General features: G+C 67.8%; 17 protein-coding genes. 10 read left to right on the top strand and 7 right to left on the bottom strand.

What is annotated here, in order from left to right; all coding sequences use genetic code 11:
• Window positions 1-23 precede the first annotated feature (23 nt).
• Genes FXO18_RS12905 through FXO18_RS12890 form a run of 4 tightly spaced genes read right to left on the bottom strand, consistent with a single transcriptional unit; the run spans window position 24 to window position 3,731 of the window.
• The gene (locus FXO18_RS12905; protein WP_149361530.1) at window positions 24-1,427 is read right to left on the bottom strand and encodes a hypothetical protein; all 1,404 of its coding nucleotides are present in this window, start codon (window positions 1,425-1,427) and stop codon (window positions 24-26) included.
• Window positions 1,428-1,485: 58 nt separating this feature from the next.
• Window positions 1,486-1,914: an acyl-CoA thioesterase gene (locus FXO18_RS12900; RefSeq protein ID WP_149361529.1), complete on the bottom strand. Its 429-nt coding sequence runs from the start codon at window positions 1,912-1,914 to the stop codon at window positions 1,486-1,488.
• Window positions 1,911-3,017 (bottom strand): alcohol dehydrogenase catalytic domain-containing protein, encoded by a 1,107-nt coding sequence (locus FXO18_RS12895; protein WP_149361528.1) that lies wholly within the window; start codon window positions 3,015-3,017, stop codon window positions 1,911-1,913. The genes FXO18_RS12900 and FXO18_RS12895 overlap by 4 nt, the downstream gene beginning before the upstream one ends.
• Before the next feature lie 24 nt (window positions 3,018-3,041).
• Window positions 3,042-3,731, bottom strand: coding sequence for a zf-HC2 domain-containing protein (locus FXO18_RS12890; RefSeq protein WP_149361527.1), 690 nt, complete (start codon window positions 3,729-3,731; stop codon window positions 3,042-3,044).
• A 75-nt stretch (window positions 3,732-3,806) separates the two neighbouring features.
• Here FXO18_RS12890 and FXO18_RS12885 point away from each other — a divergent pair, with 75 nt between their 5' ends.
• The 3 genes from FXO18_RS12885 (at window position 3,807) to FXO18_RS12875 (ending at window position 6,753) form a co-directional block, all read left to right on the top strand.
• On the top strand, window positions 3,807-4,355 hold the full coding sequence (locus FXO18_RS12885) for a sigma-70 family RNA polymerase sigma factor (RefSeq protein WP_149361526.1): 549 nt from the start codon (window positions 3,807-3,809) through the stop codon (window positions 4,353-4,355).
• 101 nt (window positions 4,356-4,456) lie between these two features.
• On the top strand, window positions 4,457-6,091 hold the full coding sequence (locus tag FXO18_RS12880) for a copper resistance CopC/CopD family protein (RefSeq protein WP_149361525.1): 1,635 nt from the start codon (window positions 4,457-4,459) through the stop codon (window positions 6,089-6,091).
• On the top strand, window positions 6,088-6,753 hold the full coding sequence (locus FXO18_RS12875) for a YcnI family protein (protein WP_149361524.1): 666 nt from the start codon (window positions 6,088-6,090) through the stop codon (window positions 6,751-6,753). Before FXO18_RS12880 ends, FXO18_RS12875 begins: the two co-directional genes overlap by 4 nt.
• A gap of 401 nt (window positions 6,754-7,154) precedes the next feature.
• Here the strand turns inward: FXO18_RS12875 and FXO18_RS12870 are convergent, their stop codons facing one another.
• Entirely contained in the window at window positions 7,155-7,634 is a 480-nt protein-coding gene (locus FXO18_RS12870) for an Lrp/AsnC family transcriptional regulator (RefSeq protein WP_149361523.1), read from the bottom strand.
• A 225-nt stretch (window positions 7,635-7,859) separates the two neighbouring features.
• Between FXO18_RS12870 and FXO18_RS12865 the strand changes: the two genes are divergently transcribed.
• On the top strand, window positions 7,860-11,399 hold the full coding sequence (locus FXO18_RS12865; protein WP_149361522.1) for an indolepyruvate ferredoxin oxidoreductase family protein: 3,540 nt from the start codon (window positions 7,860-7,862) through the stop codon (window positions 11,397-11,399).
• On the opposite strand, the gene FXO18_RS12860 is transcribed toward FXO18_RS12865, so the two are convergent.
• On the bottom strand, window positions 11,396-12,070 hold the full coding sequence (locus tag FXO18_RS12860; protein ID WP_149361521.1) for a TetR/AcrR family transcriptional regulator: 675 nt from the start codon (window positions 12,068-12,070) through the stop codon (window positions 11,396-11,398). The genes FXO18_RS12865 and FXO18_RS12860 overlap by 4 nt on opposite strands.
• 107 nt (window positions 12,071-12,177) lie before the next feature.
• Between FXO18_RS12860 and FXO18_RS12855 the strand changes: the two genes are divergently transcribed.
• The gene (locus FXO18_RS12855) at window positions 12,178-12,882 is read left to right on the top strand and encodes an NAD(P)-dependent oxidoreductase (protein WP_149361520.1); all 705 of its coding nucleotides are present in this window, start codon (window positions 12,178-12,180) and stop codon (window positions 12,880-12,882) included.
• Between the two features lie 404 nt (window positions 12,883-13,286).
• On the opposite strand, the gene FXO18_RS12850 is transcribed toward FXO18_RS12855, so the two are convergent.
• A complete protein-coding gene (locus FXO18_RS12850) occupies window positions 13,287-13,739 on the bottom strand; it encodes a VOC family protein (protein WP_149361519.1) in 453 nt (150 codons plus the stop codon).
• 302 nt (window positions 13,740-14,041) lie between these two features.
• Between FXO18_RS12850 and FXO18_RS12845 the strand changes: the two genes are divergently transcribed.
• The 5 genes from FXO18_RS12845 to FXO18_RS12825 all read left to right on the top strand — a co-directional run bounded on the left by FXO18_RS12845 (window position 14,042) and on the right by FXO18_RS12825 (window position 18,870).
• Window positions 14,042-15,001 carry a carbohydrate ABC transporter permease gene (locus FXO18_RS12845; RefSeq protein WP_149361518.1) on the top strand — a complete coding sequence of 320 codons (960 nt, stop codon included), beginning with the start codon at window positions 14,042-14,044 and terminating at the stop codon, window positions 14,999-15,001.
• Window positions 14,998-15,867, top strand: coding sequence for a carbohydrate ABC transporter permease (locus FXO18_RS12840; protein ID WP_149361517.1), 870 nt, complete (start codon window positions 14,998-15,000; stop codon window positions 15,865-15,867). Before FXO18_RS12845 ends, FXO18_RS12840 begins: the two co-directional genes overlap by 4 nt.
• 25 nt (window positions 15,868-15,892) lie before the next feature.
• Window positions 15,893-17,206 carry an ABC transporter substrate-binding protein gene (locus FXO18_RS12835; protein WP_149361516.1) on the top strand — a complete coding sequence of 438 codons (1,314 nt, stop codon included), beginning with the start codon at window positions 15,893-15,895 and terminating at the stop codon, window positions 17,204-17,206.
• A gap of 74 nt (window positions 17,207-17,280) precedes the next feature.
• The gene (locus FXO18_RS12830; protein ID WP_149361515.1) at window positions 17,281-18,378 is read left to right on the top strand and encodes an ABC transporter ATP-binding protein; all 1,098 of its coding nucleotides are present in this window, start codon (window positions 17,281-17,283) and stop codon (window positions 18,376-18,378) included.
• Between the two features lie 51 nt (window positions 18,379-18,429).
• Window positions 18,430-18,870 (top strand): CoA-binding protein, encoded by a 441-nt coding sequence (locus FXO18_RS12825; protein WP_149361514.1) that lies wholly within the window; start codon window positions 18,430-18,432, stop codon window positions 18,868-18,870.
• Window positions 18,871-18,879: the final 9 nt, after the last annotated feature.

Genomic DNA, 18,879 nt, shown 5'->3' with positions numbered 1-18,879 from the left:
AAACGCTGATCGGGCACGTCTGCCTACTCCTTGATGTTCTCCACCATTGCATTGACTATATCGACTAGCATTTGATCATTGATTGCGCCGTCCTCGTTGCCGAGGTAGTCCTCTACTCCCTCGATTCGCACGATGTATGGTGCCACCATGAAGTATGCGTCGGTGCCGTTGACTCCGGCGTGCAGATACAGTGCGTCGGCGTTGGTCGAGGTGATGTTCGTCAATCGATCTTCCTTGATATCCAGATACTCATCTTCCTTTACCGGCGACCAGTAGTGGTGTCGCTGGATCTGATCAAGGAGATCGTCCTCCGAGGCTGCCACATCGGTCAAATAGTAGATTTCAGCAGTGACCGGTGGTGGATAGCTGAAGGTAATGGGGTCTATCATTGCGGCGTGTCGCGTGCACCTGTTGAAGTTGAGGTGTGCAGGTGTTTTGTTCCAGAACCTGCCGCCGGGATCATTGCGGAGGTTGTGCCGTACTGATCGGACGCGGATTCTTTGAGGGTCTGGTCCTGTTCCGACGGCCAGAGAAGCTACATTCCCATCGAGGATGCGGCACGGCTCGAGCACGTGTACCCCGTGTACTGGCTCGTTCCACTTTCCATGAAACTGCGTGGGCAGGACTGACTGGTCAAGCTCCGGGTTGTCTATATTTTCGAACAGTATCTGAAAAATCTGCCAGATGGCAGCAAGCATCTCGGTGTTGGACCGTGAATACCCATTCCCGGCTGGGTTCATGAGCGTTTCCTCGCCCCACCATACTCTCACCTCGATGATCGTATTCCGGTGCGCGGCATGAAATCCCTTGTCGCCAAGGTCTACGAATGCAATGGATCCATCGATTTCCTCGCTGCGGAGTTCGTTCGAGGATTCGACTAGCGCAACGGACCTGTGCAGCTCGTCGATGAGTTTCATGGCATCGGATTCTTGGGTCTCGTCCTTCGCGCTCTCGATGGAGCCTGCGTACTCGTTGATTTCTGGGCGTGGGTCGTGCGAGCGGTAGATTGATCGAGGCAGCCAGAGCTCAGCGATGTGCTCAGGGTTTGCGAACTGGTCTATCGATATCTCGATGGATAGTCGTTCACTGTCAATGCCGCGGTAGCGGCAAAAGGTTGGTTGCGCTAGATAGTCGTTGCTATTGACAGTTTCGGCTTGATCGTTGGAAAACGCTTGTTCGAGAACGAGCTGGTCGTGGAAAGCACCTTCTTCAATCGGGCCGAAGAGTCTCTCAATATCCTGCACGGGCAATGCCTGGCAGGGATTCACGTATCGGTAATCACCTATGGTGATAGCTTCTGCTGGCGTGATGGGTGCGGACGCGGCGGGGAGCCGGTCTGGGTCGTAGCTGAATTGCGGAGCGCTCGTGCATCCAGCCAGAGCAATGACTGCCGCAAGGGCAACGGGACACGCACGCATCGCTCGCACCGCACAAGGTTCTCACAGAATCCCAGGAAGCTAGCCAGGATCTGCTGCCCGCAACTGCTTAGCCCGCCACCACGAGCTTCTCGGCGGCCGCGCGCACCACGTCCGGGATCGCGACGGGCGCACGGGTGACGGCGTCGATGTAGACGTGGACGAAGCGTCCGGTGGCGGCGAGCTCGAGGGTGTCGCCGTCGGCGCGGAAGATCGCCAGCGCATACGTGATGCTGCGATTGCCGAGCCTGCTCACCGACAGCCCGACGCGCAGGGAATCGGGGAAGGAGAGCTCGCGCACGTAGGTGCAGGAGGTCTCGGCGACGATGCCGATGGCGCCGATCGTGCGGATGTCGCAACCAGTCTCGCGCATCAGCCAGGCGTTGACGGCGGTGTCGAAGTAGGCGTAGTAGGTGACGTTGTTGACGTGCCCGTAGTGGTCGTTGTCGGCCCAGCGGGTCTCGATGGGCCACAGCACGGGGTAGGTGTCGGTGTTCATGGGGCAACCTTGATGATCTGTCGGAGCGCTTGGCCGGTGTGGAGCTGGTCCATGGCGTCGTTGATGCGGTCGAGGGGCAGGGTGCCGGAGATGAGCTTCTCGAGTGGTAGCCGTCCCTCTCGCCACATGTCGACGTAGCGGGGGATGTCGCGGACGGGGACGGCGGAGCCGAGGTAGGAGCCGATGATGGTGCGGGCCTCCGCGGTGATCTGCAACGGTGCGACCTGGGAGCGAGCGGCAGGGGCGGGCAGGCCGACGGTGACGGTGGTTCCTCCCGCGGCGGTGAGGGCGATCGCTGTCTCGAATGCGCGCGGATGCCCGGCGGCCTCGATCACGACGGGGGCGCGCACCCCTTCCGCGATGGCGTCGTCCGGGGTGTAGGCGGCCTGGGCGCCGAGCTGGCGGGCGATGTCGAGCTTGCCGGGGAGGGCATCGACCCCGATGACGTGGTGGCCGAGCGCGAGGGCGGTGAGCACGGCGGCGAGCCCGACGCCTCCGAGGCCGACGACGAGGACGGTGTCGCCTGGCCCTGGCCGACCGGCGTTGATGACGGCACCGCCGCCGGTGAGGACAGCACAGCCGAGGAGCGCGGCGATCTCGGGCGGCACATCGTCATCGATGGGCACGACGGAGCGATGGTTGACGACGGCGTGGGTGGCGAACCCGGACACGCCGAGGTGGTGGTGCACCGCCGCGCCGTCACGGTGCAGCCGCATGGCGTTGCCGAGCAGGGTGCCCGCGTTGTTCGCGACGGTGCCGGGCTGGCAGGGCAGCTTCCCGTCGGTGGCACAGCCCGGGCAGGAGCCGCAGCGGGGGAGGAACGTCATGATGACCCGCTGGCCCACGGCGAGATCATCCACGCCGGGGCCGAGCTCGCGGATCCGTCCGGCGGACTCGTGCCCGAGCAGCATCGGCACGGGGCGCACGCGGCTGCCGTTGACGACGGAGAGGTCCGAGTGGCACAGGCTCGCCGCCTCGATCTCGACGAGGATCTCTCCCTCGCCGGGCGGATCGAGGTCGAGGTCGCTGACGGTGATCGGTGTGCTGTCCGCATAGGGTAGCGGCGCACCGATCGTCTCGAGCACGGCACCTCTGATCTTCATGCGTGCCACCCTACGGCGCGTGATCTATGCGGCACGCGCGGATTCGCGCGATGCACCGGATGCTCGTTCGTCGAAGCCTTGGGTGGCGGTGATTGCCGAGGACAACGCGGTGCGGGCGCTGCGCGGACGGAGCGGTCCATCGTGGGTGTGGCGGCGCGCGAGCACCATCAGCACTACCCACCCCGCGATCACTGTTAGGTGGCCGAGCTCCCCGGTGACAGTCGTGGTGGCGCCGACCAGTCCTATCCCGGCGGACACCAGCAGACCCAGCGATGCCACGCCCATGAGGGCCACCATGCCACGGGCACGCAACGGCTGGATCGCCGCCGCGAGGAAACCAGCCGCGAGCGCGACCTTGAGCACGGTCACCTCATGAGACGTGTGGCCGTGATGATGCGATACCGCCCACAGCGCGAGACCGGCCTGGACCAGGGCAAGGACAATCAGGGCGATGCGTGGCCACCATGCCGCGAGTCGTCGGGGACGGGGAGCGGCATGAAGGGCCTCGACGACGTCCACAGGACTGCCAGGCATACCCGGCATGACCATGAGCCGACTACGCCTGCGCAGGTCCATCGCCGCGCCGTGCCAGGCCTGGCAATCCGGGCATCCAGCGAGGTGCGCGTCCACCTGATCGGCAGCGAGGGGCACATGCTCGCCGTCGATCCGGGCGGACAGGGATTCCCGAGCCATCGAGCAGTCGATCTCCACCATGCTCTAGTAGTCGACCCGGCGCGGCGCTGAGTTCCCGCCGGATTCGTCGCGCGGATCGTCCGGTAGCGTGACGGCGTGCACGATCCGCTGCTGGCCCTCGCGCTCGCTGCCCGCGATGGCGACCGGCGCGCGCTCGATGACCTGGTCCGCGGCACCCAGGCCGATACGTGGCGGTTCTGCGCGCATCTTGTCGATGTGGCCTCCGCCGATGACCTCGTTCAGGACACGTATCTGCGGATGATGGGCGCGCTGCCCCGGTTCCAGGCTGCCTCGACCGTGCTCACCTGGTTGCTGTCGATCGCCCGGCACGCTTGCCACGATGAGCTGCGCCGACGCATCCGTCGACGCGGGCACGAGACCGGCACCGAAAGCCCCCCGCGCGTGGCAAGCGACCCGTCGGGGCATATCGCGATGACCGTGCTCATCGCCGCGCTCGATGCGGATCGCCGCGAGGCATTCGTGCTCACCCAGGTGTTCGGCATGAGCTACGACGAGGCCGCCACGGTGTGCGAGTGCGCGGTCGGCACCATCCGGTCCCGCGTGGCGCGCGCCCGCAGCGACCTCATCGCGATGACCAACGAGCCCGGCCAGCGATCGGCGGGAGCGTCACGGAAGAACGCATGATCCGGCGCCCGGCAATCTCCGGGAACTCTTGGCGCCCCTGCTGCGACTAACGGGGAAACGGTTGGGTCGCATCAGGACGAGGGGGCGTTGTGGGGACTGTCATGAGCAGCGCCCGGGCACGCTCGTGGCTGCTCCTGCTCGCGCTGATCAGCGCGCTCCTTGCTCCCGCGTTCCTCGTTGCACCACCCCACGCGGCCGCGCACGCCTCGCTGGTCGGGACCACGCCCAGCGATGGCAGCCAGGTCGATGGTTCGCCGGGCGCGGTGAACCTGCGCTTCAGCGAGCCCATCACGCTCGTCGAGGATTCGATCCGGGTGCTCGACCGCGATGCCGAGCGCGTCGACACCGGCGGGAGTCGCCAGGATGCAAGCCCCGAGCAGGCGAGCGTGGCGCTGCTCCCCGGCCTCCCCGACGGCGTGTACACGGTGGCCTGGCGCGTCATCTCCGGGGACTCCCACCCCATCCGCGGTTCCTTCACCTTCACCGTCGGCGACCCGGCTGATGCCTCCGCAGTGCCGGAGGCCGATCTCTCGGATGAGGCGAGCAGCGTGTGGGACGGTCTCGCGCTGGTGCTCCGCTGGATCATCTATGCCGGTGCCCTGGCCGCAGCGGGCCTCGTCGTGCTGGGACGGTTCATCCTGCCCCGCGACCAGCGGCACGTTTCCCGGCAGCTCCTGGGGGCCACCCGGATCACTGCGATAGCCGGTCTGCTCGCCATCGTCGTGTCGATCCCGGTGAACGCGATCACTGTCGCGGGCCCCGGCCTGAGCGGCAGCGCGCTAGCCACGGTGCTCGGTTCCTCGTTCGGCTCCTCCGCCCTGCTGGGCATCCTTGGGCTCGCGCTCATGCTCGCCCCGGCCCGCGGACTGCTCCCCATCCTCGGCGCCGTGCTCGCTACCGCAGCTTTCGTGCTCGCCGGGCACTCCGTCACGGCCCAGCCCCAAAGCCTCGTCCTAGCATCCGACCTGGTGCACGTCGGAGCCGCCGCGGTGTGGCTCGGTGGTCTCCTCGGGCTCCTCATCCTGCTCCGGGGATCCATGCCTGCGGAGGCCGCGGCACGCACCGTCGCCCGGTTCTCTACGATCGCCGCGATCCTGGTGACGCTGCTAGCACTGTCCGGAACCGCGATGGCGTGGGCCGAGATCCGCGACTGGAGCAGCCTCGATACCCGGTACGGCTGGATTCTCCTCGCCAAGATCGCTGGTGTCGTCCTCGTGATCGCGGTGGCCGCCTACAACCGGTGGCGCCTCGTCCCGCGCATCCAGCAACGCTCGAGCGCCGCACCGCGACAGCTCGCCCGCGCCCTGCGCATCGAGGCAATCGGCCTGCTCATCGTGCTCGCCCTCACCGCCGTGCTGGTAGCTACCTCGCCGCCGCGGCCTGGCGCAGGCCCGCACACCGCGACGCTCGAGCTGAGCGACACCCTCGAAGCGACCATCACCGTCACCCCGGCCGTTGCTGGCAGCAACAGCATCGAACTGCTGATCCGCGACGAGCAGGGCGAGCCGGTGACCGGGCTGGATGCGGTGACCCTGCGCCTCAGCCACCCCGCATCGGGCATCGAGAACATCGAGCGCCCCGCCATCGAGCATTCCCCGGGCAGCGGCGAGTACCACTACTCGGGAACAGATCTCGCCATCCCCGGTGACTGGGACATCGAGATACGCGTCCTCGTCAGCGACTTCGAGCTGCTGACCGCCACTACCACCGCACGCATCCACGGAAGGACACCATGACCAGCACCACCCGCATGGCCGCCGCAGCGCTCGCCGGGCTTCTCCTCGCGCCCGCGCTCGCCACCCCCGCGCTCGCGCACGTCACCGCCAGCCCCGACGAGGCCACCTCCCGCTACTTCCGCACCGCGCTGCGCGTCGGCCACGGCTGCGAGAGCTCGCCCACCACCGCTGTGCGCATCCAGATCCCCGAGGGCGTCGAGAACGCGCGCGCCGAGCAGATCGCGGGATGGAACGCCGAGGTCATCCGCGAGGACGTGCCCGAGCCGATCGAGGGCGCGCACGGCGCGGTCACCGATCGCGTCGCCGAGATCGTCTTCAGCGGCAGTTCGCTGCCCGACGATCAGTTCCAGGAGTTCGGACTCAGCCTCACCCTCGCCGAAGACGCCCCCGACGTGCTGTGGCTGCCCGTCATCCAGGAATGCGAGGAAGGCGAGAACCGCTGGATCGAGATCCCCGACAGCGTCGACCAGTGGGGCGAGCTCGATTCGCCCGCCCCGTATGTCACCGTCGCGATGGGCTCGGATAGCAGTGATGCGGACGTCGATGCCACCGGTGCCGAGGGCGCGGACGATAGCAATGTGCTGCCGGTCAGTGCCCTCTTCGTCGCGATTCTCGCGCTCGGAGCCGCCGGGTTCGCTCTGGCGCGGAGCGGGAGGCGGTAGGGGTCAGTCGCGACCGAGGCCGCGGGCTGGTGGTTCCCGGCGCTGGTGGTTCGCGGGCTGGTGGAAACTTTCTCCGCTCAGGGGAGGAAAAGTTTCCACTGGCAGGGAGGTGACGGGCTGAGCGTCCACCGCCGGACCTGCGGCAGATGCCGGTTGCAGCCACCCTTGCGCTGGAGCGCCCACCATCAGTGGACAGCTGCCACCGAAATTTCGGTGGCAGCTCTGGCTAGCCGTGGCACCTGCGAGCCTGGGGTGGCAACTGAGGTTGGTGGAACCCGCTCGTTGCGCTCGGCGCCACTGGTTCCCGCCGCCGCTAGTGTCCCCGCCGCTAGTGGAAACTTTTCCCGCTCAGAGGAGGAAAAGTTTCCACTAGCGGCAGCCAGAAGGCAACCGCCCTACCCTCACCCCAGCTCGGACGCGAGCGATTCGATCAGCGGAATCACGCGGTTCTCGATGCGGCGGCTGAGCACGATCTCGGTGCGGGTGCGCACGACGCCGGGAGTGGCGATGATGCGCTGGATGACGCGCTCGAGCTCGTGGTTGTCCTTGGCGACGACGTGGCAGATGAGGTCGCCCTCGCCTGCAATGGAGTCCGCGGCGATGATCTCGGGGATGGCGGCGAGCAGGCGGCTGGTGGTGTCGAGCTGGCCCTGGGCGAGGTGGATGTGGATGTAGGCGAGCCCTCCGAACCCGAGCGCGGTGGGAGAGATGCGGGGGGCGTAGCTGGCGATGACGCCGGAGCGTTGCAGCTTGTCGATGCGTGCCTGGGCGGTGCCGCGGGCGATGCCGAGCTGCCGGGCGTACTCACGGACCCCGGCGCGTGGTTGCTCGAGCAGCAGCCGCAGGATGGTGAGGTCTAGCTTGTCGAAGGCGGGGCTCATGTGTGCCTCCCGGGCGCGCGGGCGAAGTGGTCACTTGGCCGGCCATGGCAGCGCCTGAGCGGGCCGCGCTGGGCCATTGGTCCACTGTATCGCCGCTGGGTTGCGCGGTGGCGTGGTTCGGGCGCTGAATGGTAGTCACATGGACAACTATGAGCTGCATCACACCCGATGCGTGCTTGCCGCCGCCACCACACCCCGGTGCGGCGACCACAGGAGGTGCCCACCATGACGATCCCGCAGCACGACCGACCCCGCCCCGATCAGTCCGCCCCCGATCGATCCAGCTCCCAGCAATCCAGCCCCGATGTTCCCGGTGCAGGGCGCAAGGCCAGCCCGGACGGGTTCTACCTCGATGAGCGCTACGAGCGCGAGGACGGCGTCGTCTTCCTCACTGGCATCCAGGGCCTCGTGCGGATGCTGCTCGATCGGGCCCGCCAGGATCGCCGCGCCGGGCTGCGCACCGCGACGTTCGTCTCTGGCTACGAGGGCTCTCCGCTCGCGGGCTATGACCTCGAGCTGATGCGGCAGCGCGCGCTGCTCGATCCTCTCGATGTGCGCCTGCAACCGGGCCTGAACGAGGAGTTCGGGGCGACCGCCTGCATGGGCGCGCAGCTCGCCCGCTCGGCCGCCACCGTCGAGGGTGTTGATGGCATCACGAGCATCTGGTACGGCAAGGCCCCAGGGCTTGATCGCGCCGCCGATGCGTTGCGCCACGCCAACATGATGGGCACCGATCCGCGCGGCGGGGCGGTGGCCATCGTCGGCGACGATCCGGGCGCCAAGTCCTCGACCCTTCCCTCCGCCACCGAGCGGATGCTCGCTGACCTGCGCATCCCCGTGCTGTATCCGGGCGATAGCCAGGAAGTCCTCGAGATGGGGCTGCACGCCCAGTACCTCTCCCGCTTCACCGGCACCTGGGCTGCATTGAAGATCGTCACCGCGGTGGCCGACGGTGCCAGCACGGTGCGCGTGCACCCGCACCAGTCCTTGCCGATCCTCGGCGGCTCGGGACCGAGCACGCATGAACCGACCGGCCGCGTTCTCGGCGCGAGCCTCGCTGTGCTCGAGCGCAGCCTCCACGAGACCCGCCTGCCGCGCGCGCTCGAGTACGCCCGCAACAACGGGCTCAACCGCATCACGCGCAGCGGTACTGGTGACACCGTGGGAATCGTCGCCGCGGGCAAGACATACCTTGATCTGTGCAGCGCGCTGCGGGCACTGGGGCTCGGCGAGGATGAGCTGGCCCGCCACGGCATCCGGCTGCTGAAGATCGGAATGCTGTGGCCGCTCGAGCCCCGCATCGTCGAGGAGTTCGCCGACGGGCTCGACGAGATCATCGTCATCGAGGAGAAGCATGACTTCCTCGAGTCCGCCATCCGCTCAGTGCTGTACGGTCGCCGGTCGGCGCCGCGCATCGTGGGCCGTCGCACCGCCGACGGCAGTATCTTGTTCCCCGCCACGGGCGAGCTCGACATCGACACCGTCACCCGTGGCCTGGCGCGCGCGCTGGGGGGCCGGGACATCGCGGGCGTGCGGGCCTGGCAGCACCGGTCGCGCCCGCACCGCATCGCCGTGCCCCTCGCGGTGCGCAGCCCCTACTACTGCTCGGGATGCCCGCACAATTCCTCGACCCGCGTCAACGAGGGCACCCTCGTCGGTGGCGGGATCGGATGCCACGCGATGGTGCTGCTGATGGATCCGAAGCAGACCGGCAACGTCATGGGCACCACCCAGATGGGTGGCGAGGGAGCGCAGTGGATCGGCATGGCCCCCTACGTCTCCGAGCGCCACCTGGTGCAGAACATCGGAGACGGCACGTTCCTGCATTCGGGCTCGCTCGCCATCCGGGCGGCCATCGCCGCGGGCGTCAACATCACCTACAAGCTCCTCGCGAACAGCGCCGTCGCCATGACCGGCGGGCAGCAACCGGTGGGGGAGATGCCGGTGGAGCAGATGGCACGGCTCCTCCACGAGGAGGGCGTCGCCCGGATCGTCATCACCAGCGAGGACCCATCCCGCATCCAGCGTCGTCGCCTGCCGAAGGGCGTGCAGGTGCGGCCGCGCGACGAGCTGCTCGACGTGGAGCGCGAGCTCGCCGCCGTGCCCGGGGTGACGGTGCTCATCCATGACCAGGAATGCGCCGCGCAGAAGCGCCGCAAGCGCAAGCGCGGCACGCTGCCCACACCGGCGACGAAGGTGATGATCAACGAGCGCATCTGCGAGGGCTGCGGCGATTGCGGCGAGAAGTCCAACTGCTTGTCGGTGCAGCCGGTGGACACCGAGTTCGGGCGCAAGACCCGCATCAACCAGTCCTCCTGCAACCTCGACTATTCCTGCCTGAAGGGGGATTGCCCGTCGTTCATGACGATCACCCCCGGGCGCCCTAAGCATCAGGACCTGCCGCCGCTTGCTCTCGATGAGCTGCCCCATCCGCGGTACGCGACCGGCCGCGACGAGTTCGACATGCGCATCATGGGCATCGGCGGAACCGGCGTGGTCACCGTCAGCCAGGTCCTCGCCATCGCTGCCGTCATCGACGGCCATGCCGTGCGCACCCTCGACCAGACGGGGCTCGCGCAGAAGGGTGGCGCGGTGGTCTCGGACATCACGATGACCGATGCGCCCGAGCAGGTCTCGGCGAAGGTGGGCGAGGGGCGTGCTGATCTCTACCTCGGCTGCGACGCTCTCGTCGCCACCGATCCCGCCAACCTGCGGGTCGCTGATCCCGCCCGCACCGTCGCGGTGATCTCCACCCACCATGTGCCCACGGGCAAGATGGTGACCACCACCAGCGAGGACTATCCCCGCGATGAGGCGATCCACGGCGCGATCGACGAGGTGGCCCGCGAGGTGCACTATCTCGATGCAGCGGATCTCGCGCACCGGCTGTTCGGCGACGAGCAGTTCGCGAACATGATCCTCGTCGGCGCTGTCTTGCAGACCGGGGTGCTGCCGGTGAGCGAGTCGGCGATGGAGCAGGCGATCATGCTCAACGGCGTGGCGGTCGACCGCAATGTGCAGGCGCTGCGGCGCGGTCGGCAGGCCGTGGCCGACCCGGATGCGCTGGCGCAGCTATTGCAGCCCGAGCAGCCCGCGCCCCGCATCTCTGAGCGGGCGCGGCAGCTGGGCGCGCTGATCGGCTTGCCCGAGCCCTCCGATGCGATCGACCTGCGCATCGATGAGCTCATCGCCTTCCAGGACGACAAGTACGCGCGCCGCTACGTCGGCATCCTTGCCGAGGCCCGGCGGGCCGAGGCGCGCGTCGATGCGGGTTCCACCGCGCTGACCGAGGCGGTGGGGCGCGGGCTGCACAAGCTGATGGCTTACAAGGATGAGTACGAGGTGGCCCGGCTCGCGCTCGATCCCCAGGTGCGCGCGGCGATCGAGGCCGAGTTCGGCGAGGGCGCGACGGTGGTCAACAAGCTGCATCCGCCGATGCTGCGGGCGCTGGGCATGGACCGCAAGATCGGTGTGGGCCGGTGGTTCACGCCTGCGTTCCGGGGCCTGGCGACGATGAAGCGGGTGCGGGGCACTCGTCTGGATCCGTTCGGTCACACCGAGGTTCGGCGAACCGAGCGGGCGCTCATCGACGAGTATGTCGCCGCGATCCGCGAGGTGATCGCCGTGCTGGATGCCAGCAACTTGGGCGAGGCCGTGGCGATCGCCGGCCTGCCGGACATGGTGCGCGGCTACGAGGACATCAAGATGCGGACGGTCGCGGCATACCGCGCGGAGCTGGCGAAGCTGCTGGGAGGCCTTCGCTAGCCCCGTGGCCAGCGCTCGAGGCCGTCGAGGATGAGGTCGAGCCCGCGGTCGAACTCGTCGCCGTAGGCATAGCCGGGCTTGAGCGCGTGCTCGGTGATCAGCTCGGTGAGGTGCGGGTATTCCTCGGCGATGGCGGGGGCGGCGAGGATGCCCTCGGCGATGGTGGCGAGCTCGTCGGCATTGGCGAACGGCAGCGCGGATTCCTGCAGGACGAACCCGTAGATGTAGCTGTCGAGCAGGGAGACCGCGCGCGCGGCGAGGGGGATGGTGAAGCCGTTGCGCCGCAGGCAGCCGAGCACGGCGTCGTGGTGGCGCAGCGTGGCGGGGCCGGGTGTGGAGCGGGAGTCCATGAGGCCGAGCGCCCAGGGGTGCTCGCGGAGCGTGGCGCGGGCCGAGCGGGCGCGCTGGAGCATCCCCTCGCGCCAGCCTGCCTCGGGGCAGGGGAGGCTGATCTCGCTGAACACGTGGTCGACCATGGCGTCGAGCAGCGCGTCCTTGTTGGCGATGTGGTGATAGAGCGACATGGCCTCGACGCCGAGTTCCTTGGCCAGCGCCCGCATGGTGAGGCCGGTGGTGCCGGAGTGATCGGCGAGGCGGATTGCTGTGGCGAGGATCTGCTCGCGCGTGAGGCCGGGCCGGGCCCGGCGGGCTGCCTGTCCGGTGGCTGGCATGGTGCTCCTCTCGGGGTGGCGACGATCAACCATTGACTACCTTACGCCATAAGGCGTATCTTACGACGTAAGGCAAAGGTTGCTGGGCATGGGAGAAGGAGCCACGAATGTCGTCACGAGAGATCCATAAGGTATGCATCGTCGGTGCATCGGGGAAGCTGGGGAAGTACATGATCCGCCACGCTCTCGAGCGCGGATACGAGGTCGTTGGAGTGTGCCGCCCCGAGAGCGTCGGCAAGCTCGATGAGTTCGCGGGCTGCATCACCGTCATTCCGGGACGCACCGATGATCGGGACGTCATCAAGAAGGCCGTCGCCGGATGCGATGGTGTTCTCGTGGTGCTGGTCCCGTGGGGCGTGCACGACTATGCGAGTGGCACCGCCCGGGCCGTGCTCGACCATGCTGGACCGGGCGCGCGCCTGGTGTTCTCGTGCGGCTGGCACATCACCCGCGACGGCAAGGACGTGTACTCGCGCACCTTCCGCGCCATGCTCGCTGCCGCGACGGTCATCATTCGCCTCGTTCGCATGGCGGACATCCGCGACCAGGTGAAAGCCTGCAACCTCGTCTTCGCCAGCGACGCATTGTGGACAGTGGTGCGCGGGAGCGACCTCGAGGAGGGCGAGAGCCAGGGCCTTCCCGCCTGGAGCCGCCATGTGGGCGATCCCATCCTCGCGAGCAACATCACCCGGCGCATCGACTTCGCCCTGTTCATGGTCGAGGCTCTGGTCAACGACGACCTGATCCAGGAGGCTCCGGCGATCGTGGGATGCCGCACGGAATCCGCGCTCGCCCACGCCGCGGCCCGATAGCTCGACGGCCCGATAGCTGGTTCGAGCTGGTTGCCGGTTTGCGTTGGTCGCCGACGCGCATCCACCGGGCGCGAGGCGGACGTGGAATCTGCTAGCTATTGTCACGCGACACGCCGCGACACGGGCTTAGGAACGTGACATTGACCAGCAGATTTGGCGCGAAGCAGATTTTGGCGACCAGCAGATCTGGCGCGAACCTGTCGCCGGGCCGTTGGGCACCCGTCCGCCCACCAGCCCGTCATCCGCGAAGGGTGCCGGTACGCCAGGGGTTTCCGGCAGGAAAGGGGCCCGGGGTGCCGCGCCGCTCCGGGTTGGGGCTCGGAGCAAGGGTTGGCGCGGCACCCCAGGCTGTTCGGGGGAGGGTGCTGCTCAGCGGCAGGCTGGAGGGCGGGGAGCCGCGCTGGCTACTCGGCGCTCTCGAACATCGCGGCCATGCGCTTGTGCAGCTCGGCCTCGCTGACGTCCTCGATGTGGGTGGAGATGTGCCAGGCGTGGCCGAACGGATCGGTGATCACGCCGACGCGCTCGCCGTAGAACTCGTCGCGGATCGGCATCTGCAAGGTGGAGCCCTTCGCGACGGCCTTCTCGACCACGGCATCGACGTCTTCGACGCTCAAGGCGATCGTCACGGGGGAGCCGCCGAGCGCCACGGGGCTGAGGTTGCCCCAGTCCGGGTTCTCCTCGGCGAGCATGATCTTGCCGTTGCCGATCGCGAGCTCGGCGTGGCCCACGGAGCCGTCGGGCATGGATAGGCGGAGCTCCTCGGTGGCGCCGAGGACGTCCTTGTAGAAGGCGATCGCGGCATCGGCGCCCTTGATGGTCAGGTACGGGGTGACGGTGGGGGAGTTGCTGCTCATGGTGGGGTCCTCTCGGTGATGCGTGCCTGGTGCTCGACGTGATGCGGGGGCCGCGTGCTTCCGGAGCGGCCTGTTTCCGGGGTGGCCCGGACTCGAACAAATGTTCGAACAAGTGGAACTATATTCCATCGCGCGCGCTGTGGCAAGGGACACACCGCGATGTCTTCCACTCACCAATACTGACCCGACCGGGACCAGGAACTCATCGCGCGCTGCCGTCGCGAGGCGGTTTCACCATGCGGTCATGGACGCGTTCACCGGCATTCATCCCCCGTTGAGGCGGCTGGGCCACGATCAGCCGGGTGACCTCCACGACCGAACGAGTGCTGCCCGCGACCGGCCAGCGCGGAATCCGGGGACGGCCGTGGCGCGACTACCTGCTCTTCGTCGTCCTGGCCGGGCCCAACCTGCTGCTGCTCGCGCTGTTCACCTACCGGCCGCTGATCGACAACTTCCGCTTGTCGCTGTTCGACTGGAACCTCGCGTCACCGGATCTGGTGTTCGTCGGCCTCGACAACTATCGCGAGTGGTTCACCCGCGGCGATTCGTGGACGATCGTGCAGAACACCGTGCTGTTCACCGTTTTCGCGGTCGGCGGGTGCATGGTGCTCGGTCTCGCGCTCGCCCTGCTGCTCGACCAGCGGCTCAAGGGCCGCAACCTCGTGCGTGGCGCGATCTTCGCCCCGTTCGTGGTCTCCGGCGCGGCCATCGGCATCGCGTTCCAGTTCGTGTTCGACCCCAGCTTCGGGCTTGTCCAGGACCTGATCCGGCGCGCCAACGTGCTGCTCGGCCAGGTGGGCATTCCGTCGATCCCGGCGCCCGATTTCTACCAGGAGCCCAGGTGGGCGCTGGTGATGGTCACGGTGACGTTCATCTGGAAGTACCTCGGCTACAGCTTCGTGATCTACCTCGCGGCGCTGCAGGGCGTGCGCCAGGACCTCCTCGAGGCCGCGGAGATCGATGGGGCGAGCCGGTGGACCACCTTCTGGCGGGTGCTCATGCCGCAGCTTCGGCCCACCACGTACTTCCTGTCGATCACGGTGCTGCTCTCCACGTTGCAGGTCTTCGACATCATCTACGTGATGACGCGGGGCGGGCCGCTGGGCAATGGCACCACCACGATGATCTTCCAGGTCTACCAGGAATCGTTCGTGAACTTCCGGGCCGGCTACGGGGCCACCGTCGCGACCCTGCTGTTCCTCGCGCTGCTGATCGTCACCGTCGTCCAGGTGCGCATGATGGACCAGGGGGAGTCCCGATGACCGTGCTCGTGCTCGACGGCCACGATGCGGCGGCCCACGCCCGGCGCCAGCGCTGGATCCGCATCGCTGGCTACACCGCCATGATCGTCGCGCTGGCCATCATCGTGCTGCCGCTGCTGTGGATCGCGCTCACCTCGTTCAAGACGCGCGGCGAGGTCTACACCCAGCCCGTCACGTGGTGGCCCGGCAGCCTCTACCTCGACAACTACGCCGACGCGACCAGCCTCATCCCGTTCTGGACGTTCCTGCGCAACTCCCTGCTCATCACCACGATCCTCGGCACGCTCAAGTTCGCTCTCGGAATCCTCACCGCGTACGCCCTGGTGTTCGTGCGCTTCCCGGGCAAGACTCTGGTGTTCGTCACGGTCATCGCGGCGCTGATGGTGCCCAACCAGATCACCGTCATCTCCAACTATGCGCTCGTCGCGGAGCTGGGCTGGCGCAACACGTTCCAGGGCATCATTATCCCGCTGGCGGGCGTGGCGTTCGGAACGTTCCTGATGCGCAACCACTTCCTCTCGATCCCCGCGGAGATCATCGAGGCTGCCCGCATGGACGGCGCGGGCCACGCCATGCTGCTGTGGCGGGTCATCCTGCCCGCCTCCCGGCCCACGATGGTCGCGTTCGCGCTCATCACGCTCGTCAACGAATGGAACGAGTACTTGTGGCCGTTCCTCATCGCTGACGACTATCGTGTGGCACCGATCCCGGTCGGCCTGACCTTCCTGCAGAACAACGAAGGGCTGACCAACTGGGGGCCCGTCATGGCGGGCACCATCCTCGCGGCCATCCCCATCCTGATTGTCTTCATCATCCTGCAGAAGCAGATGATCAAGGGCCTCACCTCGGGCGCAGTCAAGGGCTGACCCCACTGTCGAAGGAGCACACCACATGACCGGATTCCATCCCCTCAACAGGCGGGCATTCCTCGGCTACACCGGCATCGCCGCAGCGGGGCTCGCGCTCACAGCCTGCGCTGGCGGCGGCAGCGGCACGAGCAGCGCGGACCCGAGCACCATCCAGTTCTGGTCCAACCATCCCGGCACCTCGCGCGACACCGAGCTCGAGCTGATCCGCCGCTTCGAGGCCGCCAACCCCGGACTGACCGTGCAGCTCGTCTCCTCGGGCCGCAACTACGAGGAAGTGGCGCAGAAGTTCAACGCCTCCCTCGCCGGCGGAGACCTGCCCGACGTAGTGGTGCTCTCCGATGTGTGGTGGTTCAACTACGCGATCAACAAGACCATCGAGCCGCTCGACGGGCTGTTCGATGACCTCGGCGTCGATACCGGCAGCTACGTCGAGGCACTGCTCGCCGACTACGCCTTCAACGGCAACCGGTGGGCCGTGCCCTACGCCCGCTCCACCCCGCTGTTCTACTACAACCGGGACGCGTGGCAGCAGGCCGGACTGCCCGACCGAGGCCCCCGCACCTGGGACGAGATGGCCGAATGGGCACCCGATCTAGTGGGTGCCAACGGCGACCGGCCCGCCCACTCCTGGGCCAACGGGGCCCAGTACCTCGCCTGGTACTACCAGGGCGTCAACTGGACGTTCGACGGCCGCTACTCCAGGGACTGGACCGTCACCATCGCCGAGGAGCAGGCCATCGAGGCCGCCGAGTGGTTCCGTGGCACGATCCACGATGGACGCTGGGCGAACATCAGCCCCGACAACGCCAACGACTTCGGTGCCGGGCTGTGCGCCTCCACCCTCGCTTCCACCGGCAGCCTCGCCCAGATCGAGGCCGCCGCGAGCTTCGAGGTCGGCACTGCCTTCCTGCCCCGCACCGAGGGCCGCGATTCCTGCCCCACGGGCGGCGCCGGTCTTGCCATCCCCTCCGGGATCCCGGACGAGCGCAAGCGCAACGCCATGCGATTCATCGAGTTCATCACCAACCCGGAGAACACCGGATACTTCTCCCAGAACGTCGGCTACATGCCCGTGCGCACCAGCGCTTCCGAGATCGGCGAGTTCCGCCAGTACCTCGACGCCAACCCCAACGCCCGCACCGCCGTCGAGCAACTGCCGCTGACCTCCCCGCAGGACAACGCCCGCGTCTTCGTCCCCGGCTCCGACCAGTTCATCAACGGCGGTCTCGAGCGCATCGGCCTGCGCAACGAGAACCCTGCCGACGTGCTTCCCGGGGTGCGCGACCAGCTCCAGGGCATCATCGACCGACAGATCACGCCGAAGCTGCCCAACTGACCATCTCCCTCGACCCGGGGCGCGGCACACCCCTCGCCGCGCCCCGGGCAACCCATGCATGGAGGTCCAGGCCCATGGCCGGAATCCGCTTCGACAGCGTCACCCACCGCTACCCCGGCAGCACCACCGCCGCGGTGGACGCGCTCGACCTCACCATCGACGACGGCGAGTTCCTGGTCCTCGTGGGGCCCTCCGGCTGCGGGAAATCCACCACCCTGCGCATGCTCGCCGGGCTTGAGCCCATCGAGGCGGGCCGCGTCCGCATCGGCGACCGCGACGTCACCCACCTGCCGCCGCGCCAGCGCGACGTCGCCATGGTGTTCCAGAACTACGCGCTCTACCCGAACATGACGGTCGCGGAGAACATGGGATTCGCGCTCCGCAACGCCGGAGTGCCGCGCGCCGAGCGTGATACCAAGGTCCGCGAGGCAGCCGCCATGCTCGACCTTGAGAACCTGCTCGACCGCAAGCCCGGCAAGCTCTCCGGCGGCCAGCGCCAGCGCGTCGCCATGGGCCGCGCCATCGTTCGCCACCCCAAGGTGTTCTGCATGGACGAGCCGCTGTCCAACCTCGACGCCAAGCTGCGCGTGAGCACCCGCTCCCAGATCGCGGCATTGCAGCGTCGGCTCGGCGTCACCACGGTCTACGTGACCCACGACCAGGTGGAGGCCATGACCATGGGAGATCGCGTGGCCGTCCTCGACCACGGCATCCTGCAGCAGGTCGACTCGCCCCGCGCGCTCTATGACGATCCCGCCAACACCTTCGTCGCGTCCTTCATCGGCTCCCCGGCCATGAACCTCATCCACGCCCGCGTGGAGGCAGGGTGGGCCGTTGCCGGTGGCATCCGGGTGCCCGTTCCGCGCGCCGTGCTCGAGGCGGCATCGGCGCCTGGCTCCATCACGCTCGGGGTGCGTCCCGAGGACCTAGCCCTCGTGCCCGAGGAGCAATCCCTCGCGCTGCGCGTCACCCTCCACGAGGAACTCGGCTCCGAGGGATTCGTCCATGGCCGCCCCGACGAGCCGGGGGAGTGGGAATCAGTGTCCGGCGAGATCGTGGTACGCGTCGAGGCCCGCACCGCCGTCACCGTCGGCGAGGCCCTGCGCGTCCGCCCCCGCCCCGGCAGCGTGCTGTTCTTCGACACCGCCACCGGGCAGCGGCTGCGCGGATAGGATCGCCGGTTCCTCGAACCGTTGGCCGCCTCGCTGCGCCACAATGGAAGCATGACCGGCACCACGACCCACACCAATGATCCCGCTCTCATCCGCCAGCTCCTGGCGACGCCCGCCACCTGGGCGGTGGTGGGGCTGTCCACCCACACCGGGCGCACCGCCCACGGGGTGTCCCGCTGGATGAAGGAGCGGCTCGGGCATCGCATCGTGCCCGTGCACCCGCTCGCCGAGAACGTGTTCGGCGAGGACGGGCATGCCAGCCTCTCGGACATCCCCGACGGGGAGCACATCGACGTCGTGGATTGCTTCGTCAACTCCCGCCGCGTCGGCGGCATCGTCGACGAGGCTATCGCCAATGCGGAGCGGCTCGGCATCACCGCGCTGTGGCTGCAACTCGGCGTGATCGACGAGGACGCCGCCCAGCGCGCCACGGACGCCGGGCTCGGCGTCGTCATGGACACCTGCCCGAAGATCGAGTACCCGCGGCTGTAAGGGGGCTGA

It is taken from the genome of Lolliginicoccus suaedae (assembly GCF_008312885.1).
GTDB lineage: Bacteria > Actinomycetota > Actinomycetes > Mycobacteriales > Mycobacteriaceae > Lolliginicoccus > Lolliginicoccus suaedae.
This window is presented reverse-complemented; position numbering and strand designations above follow the sequence as displayed.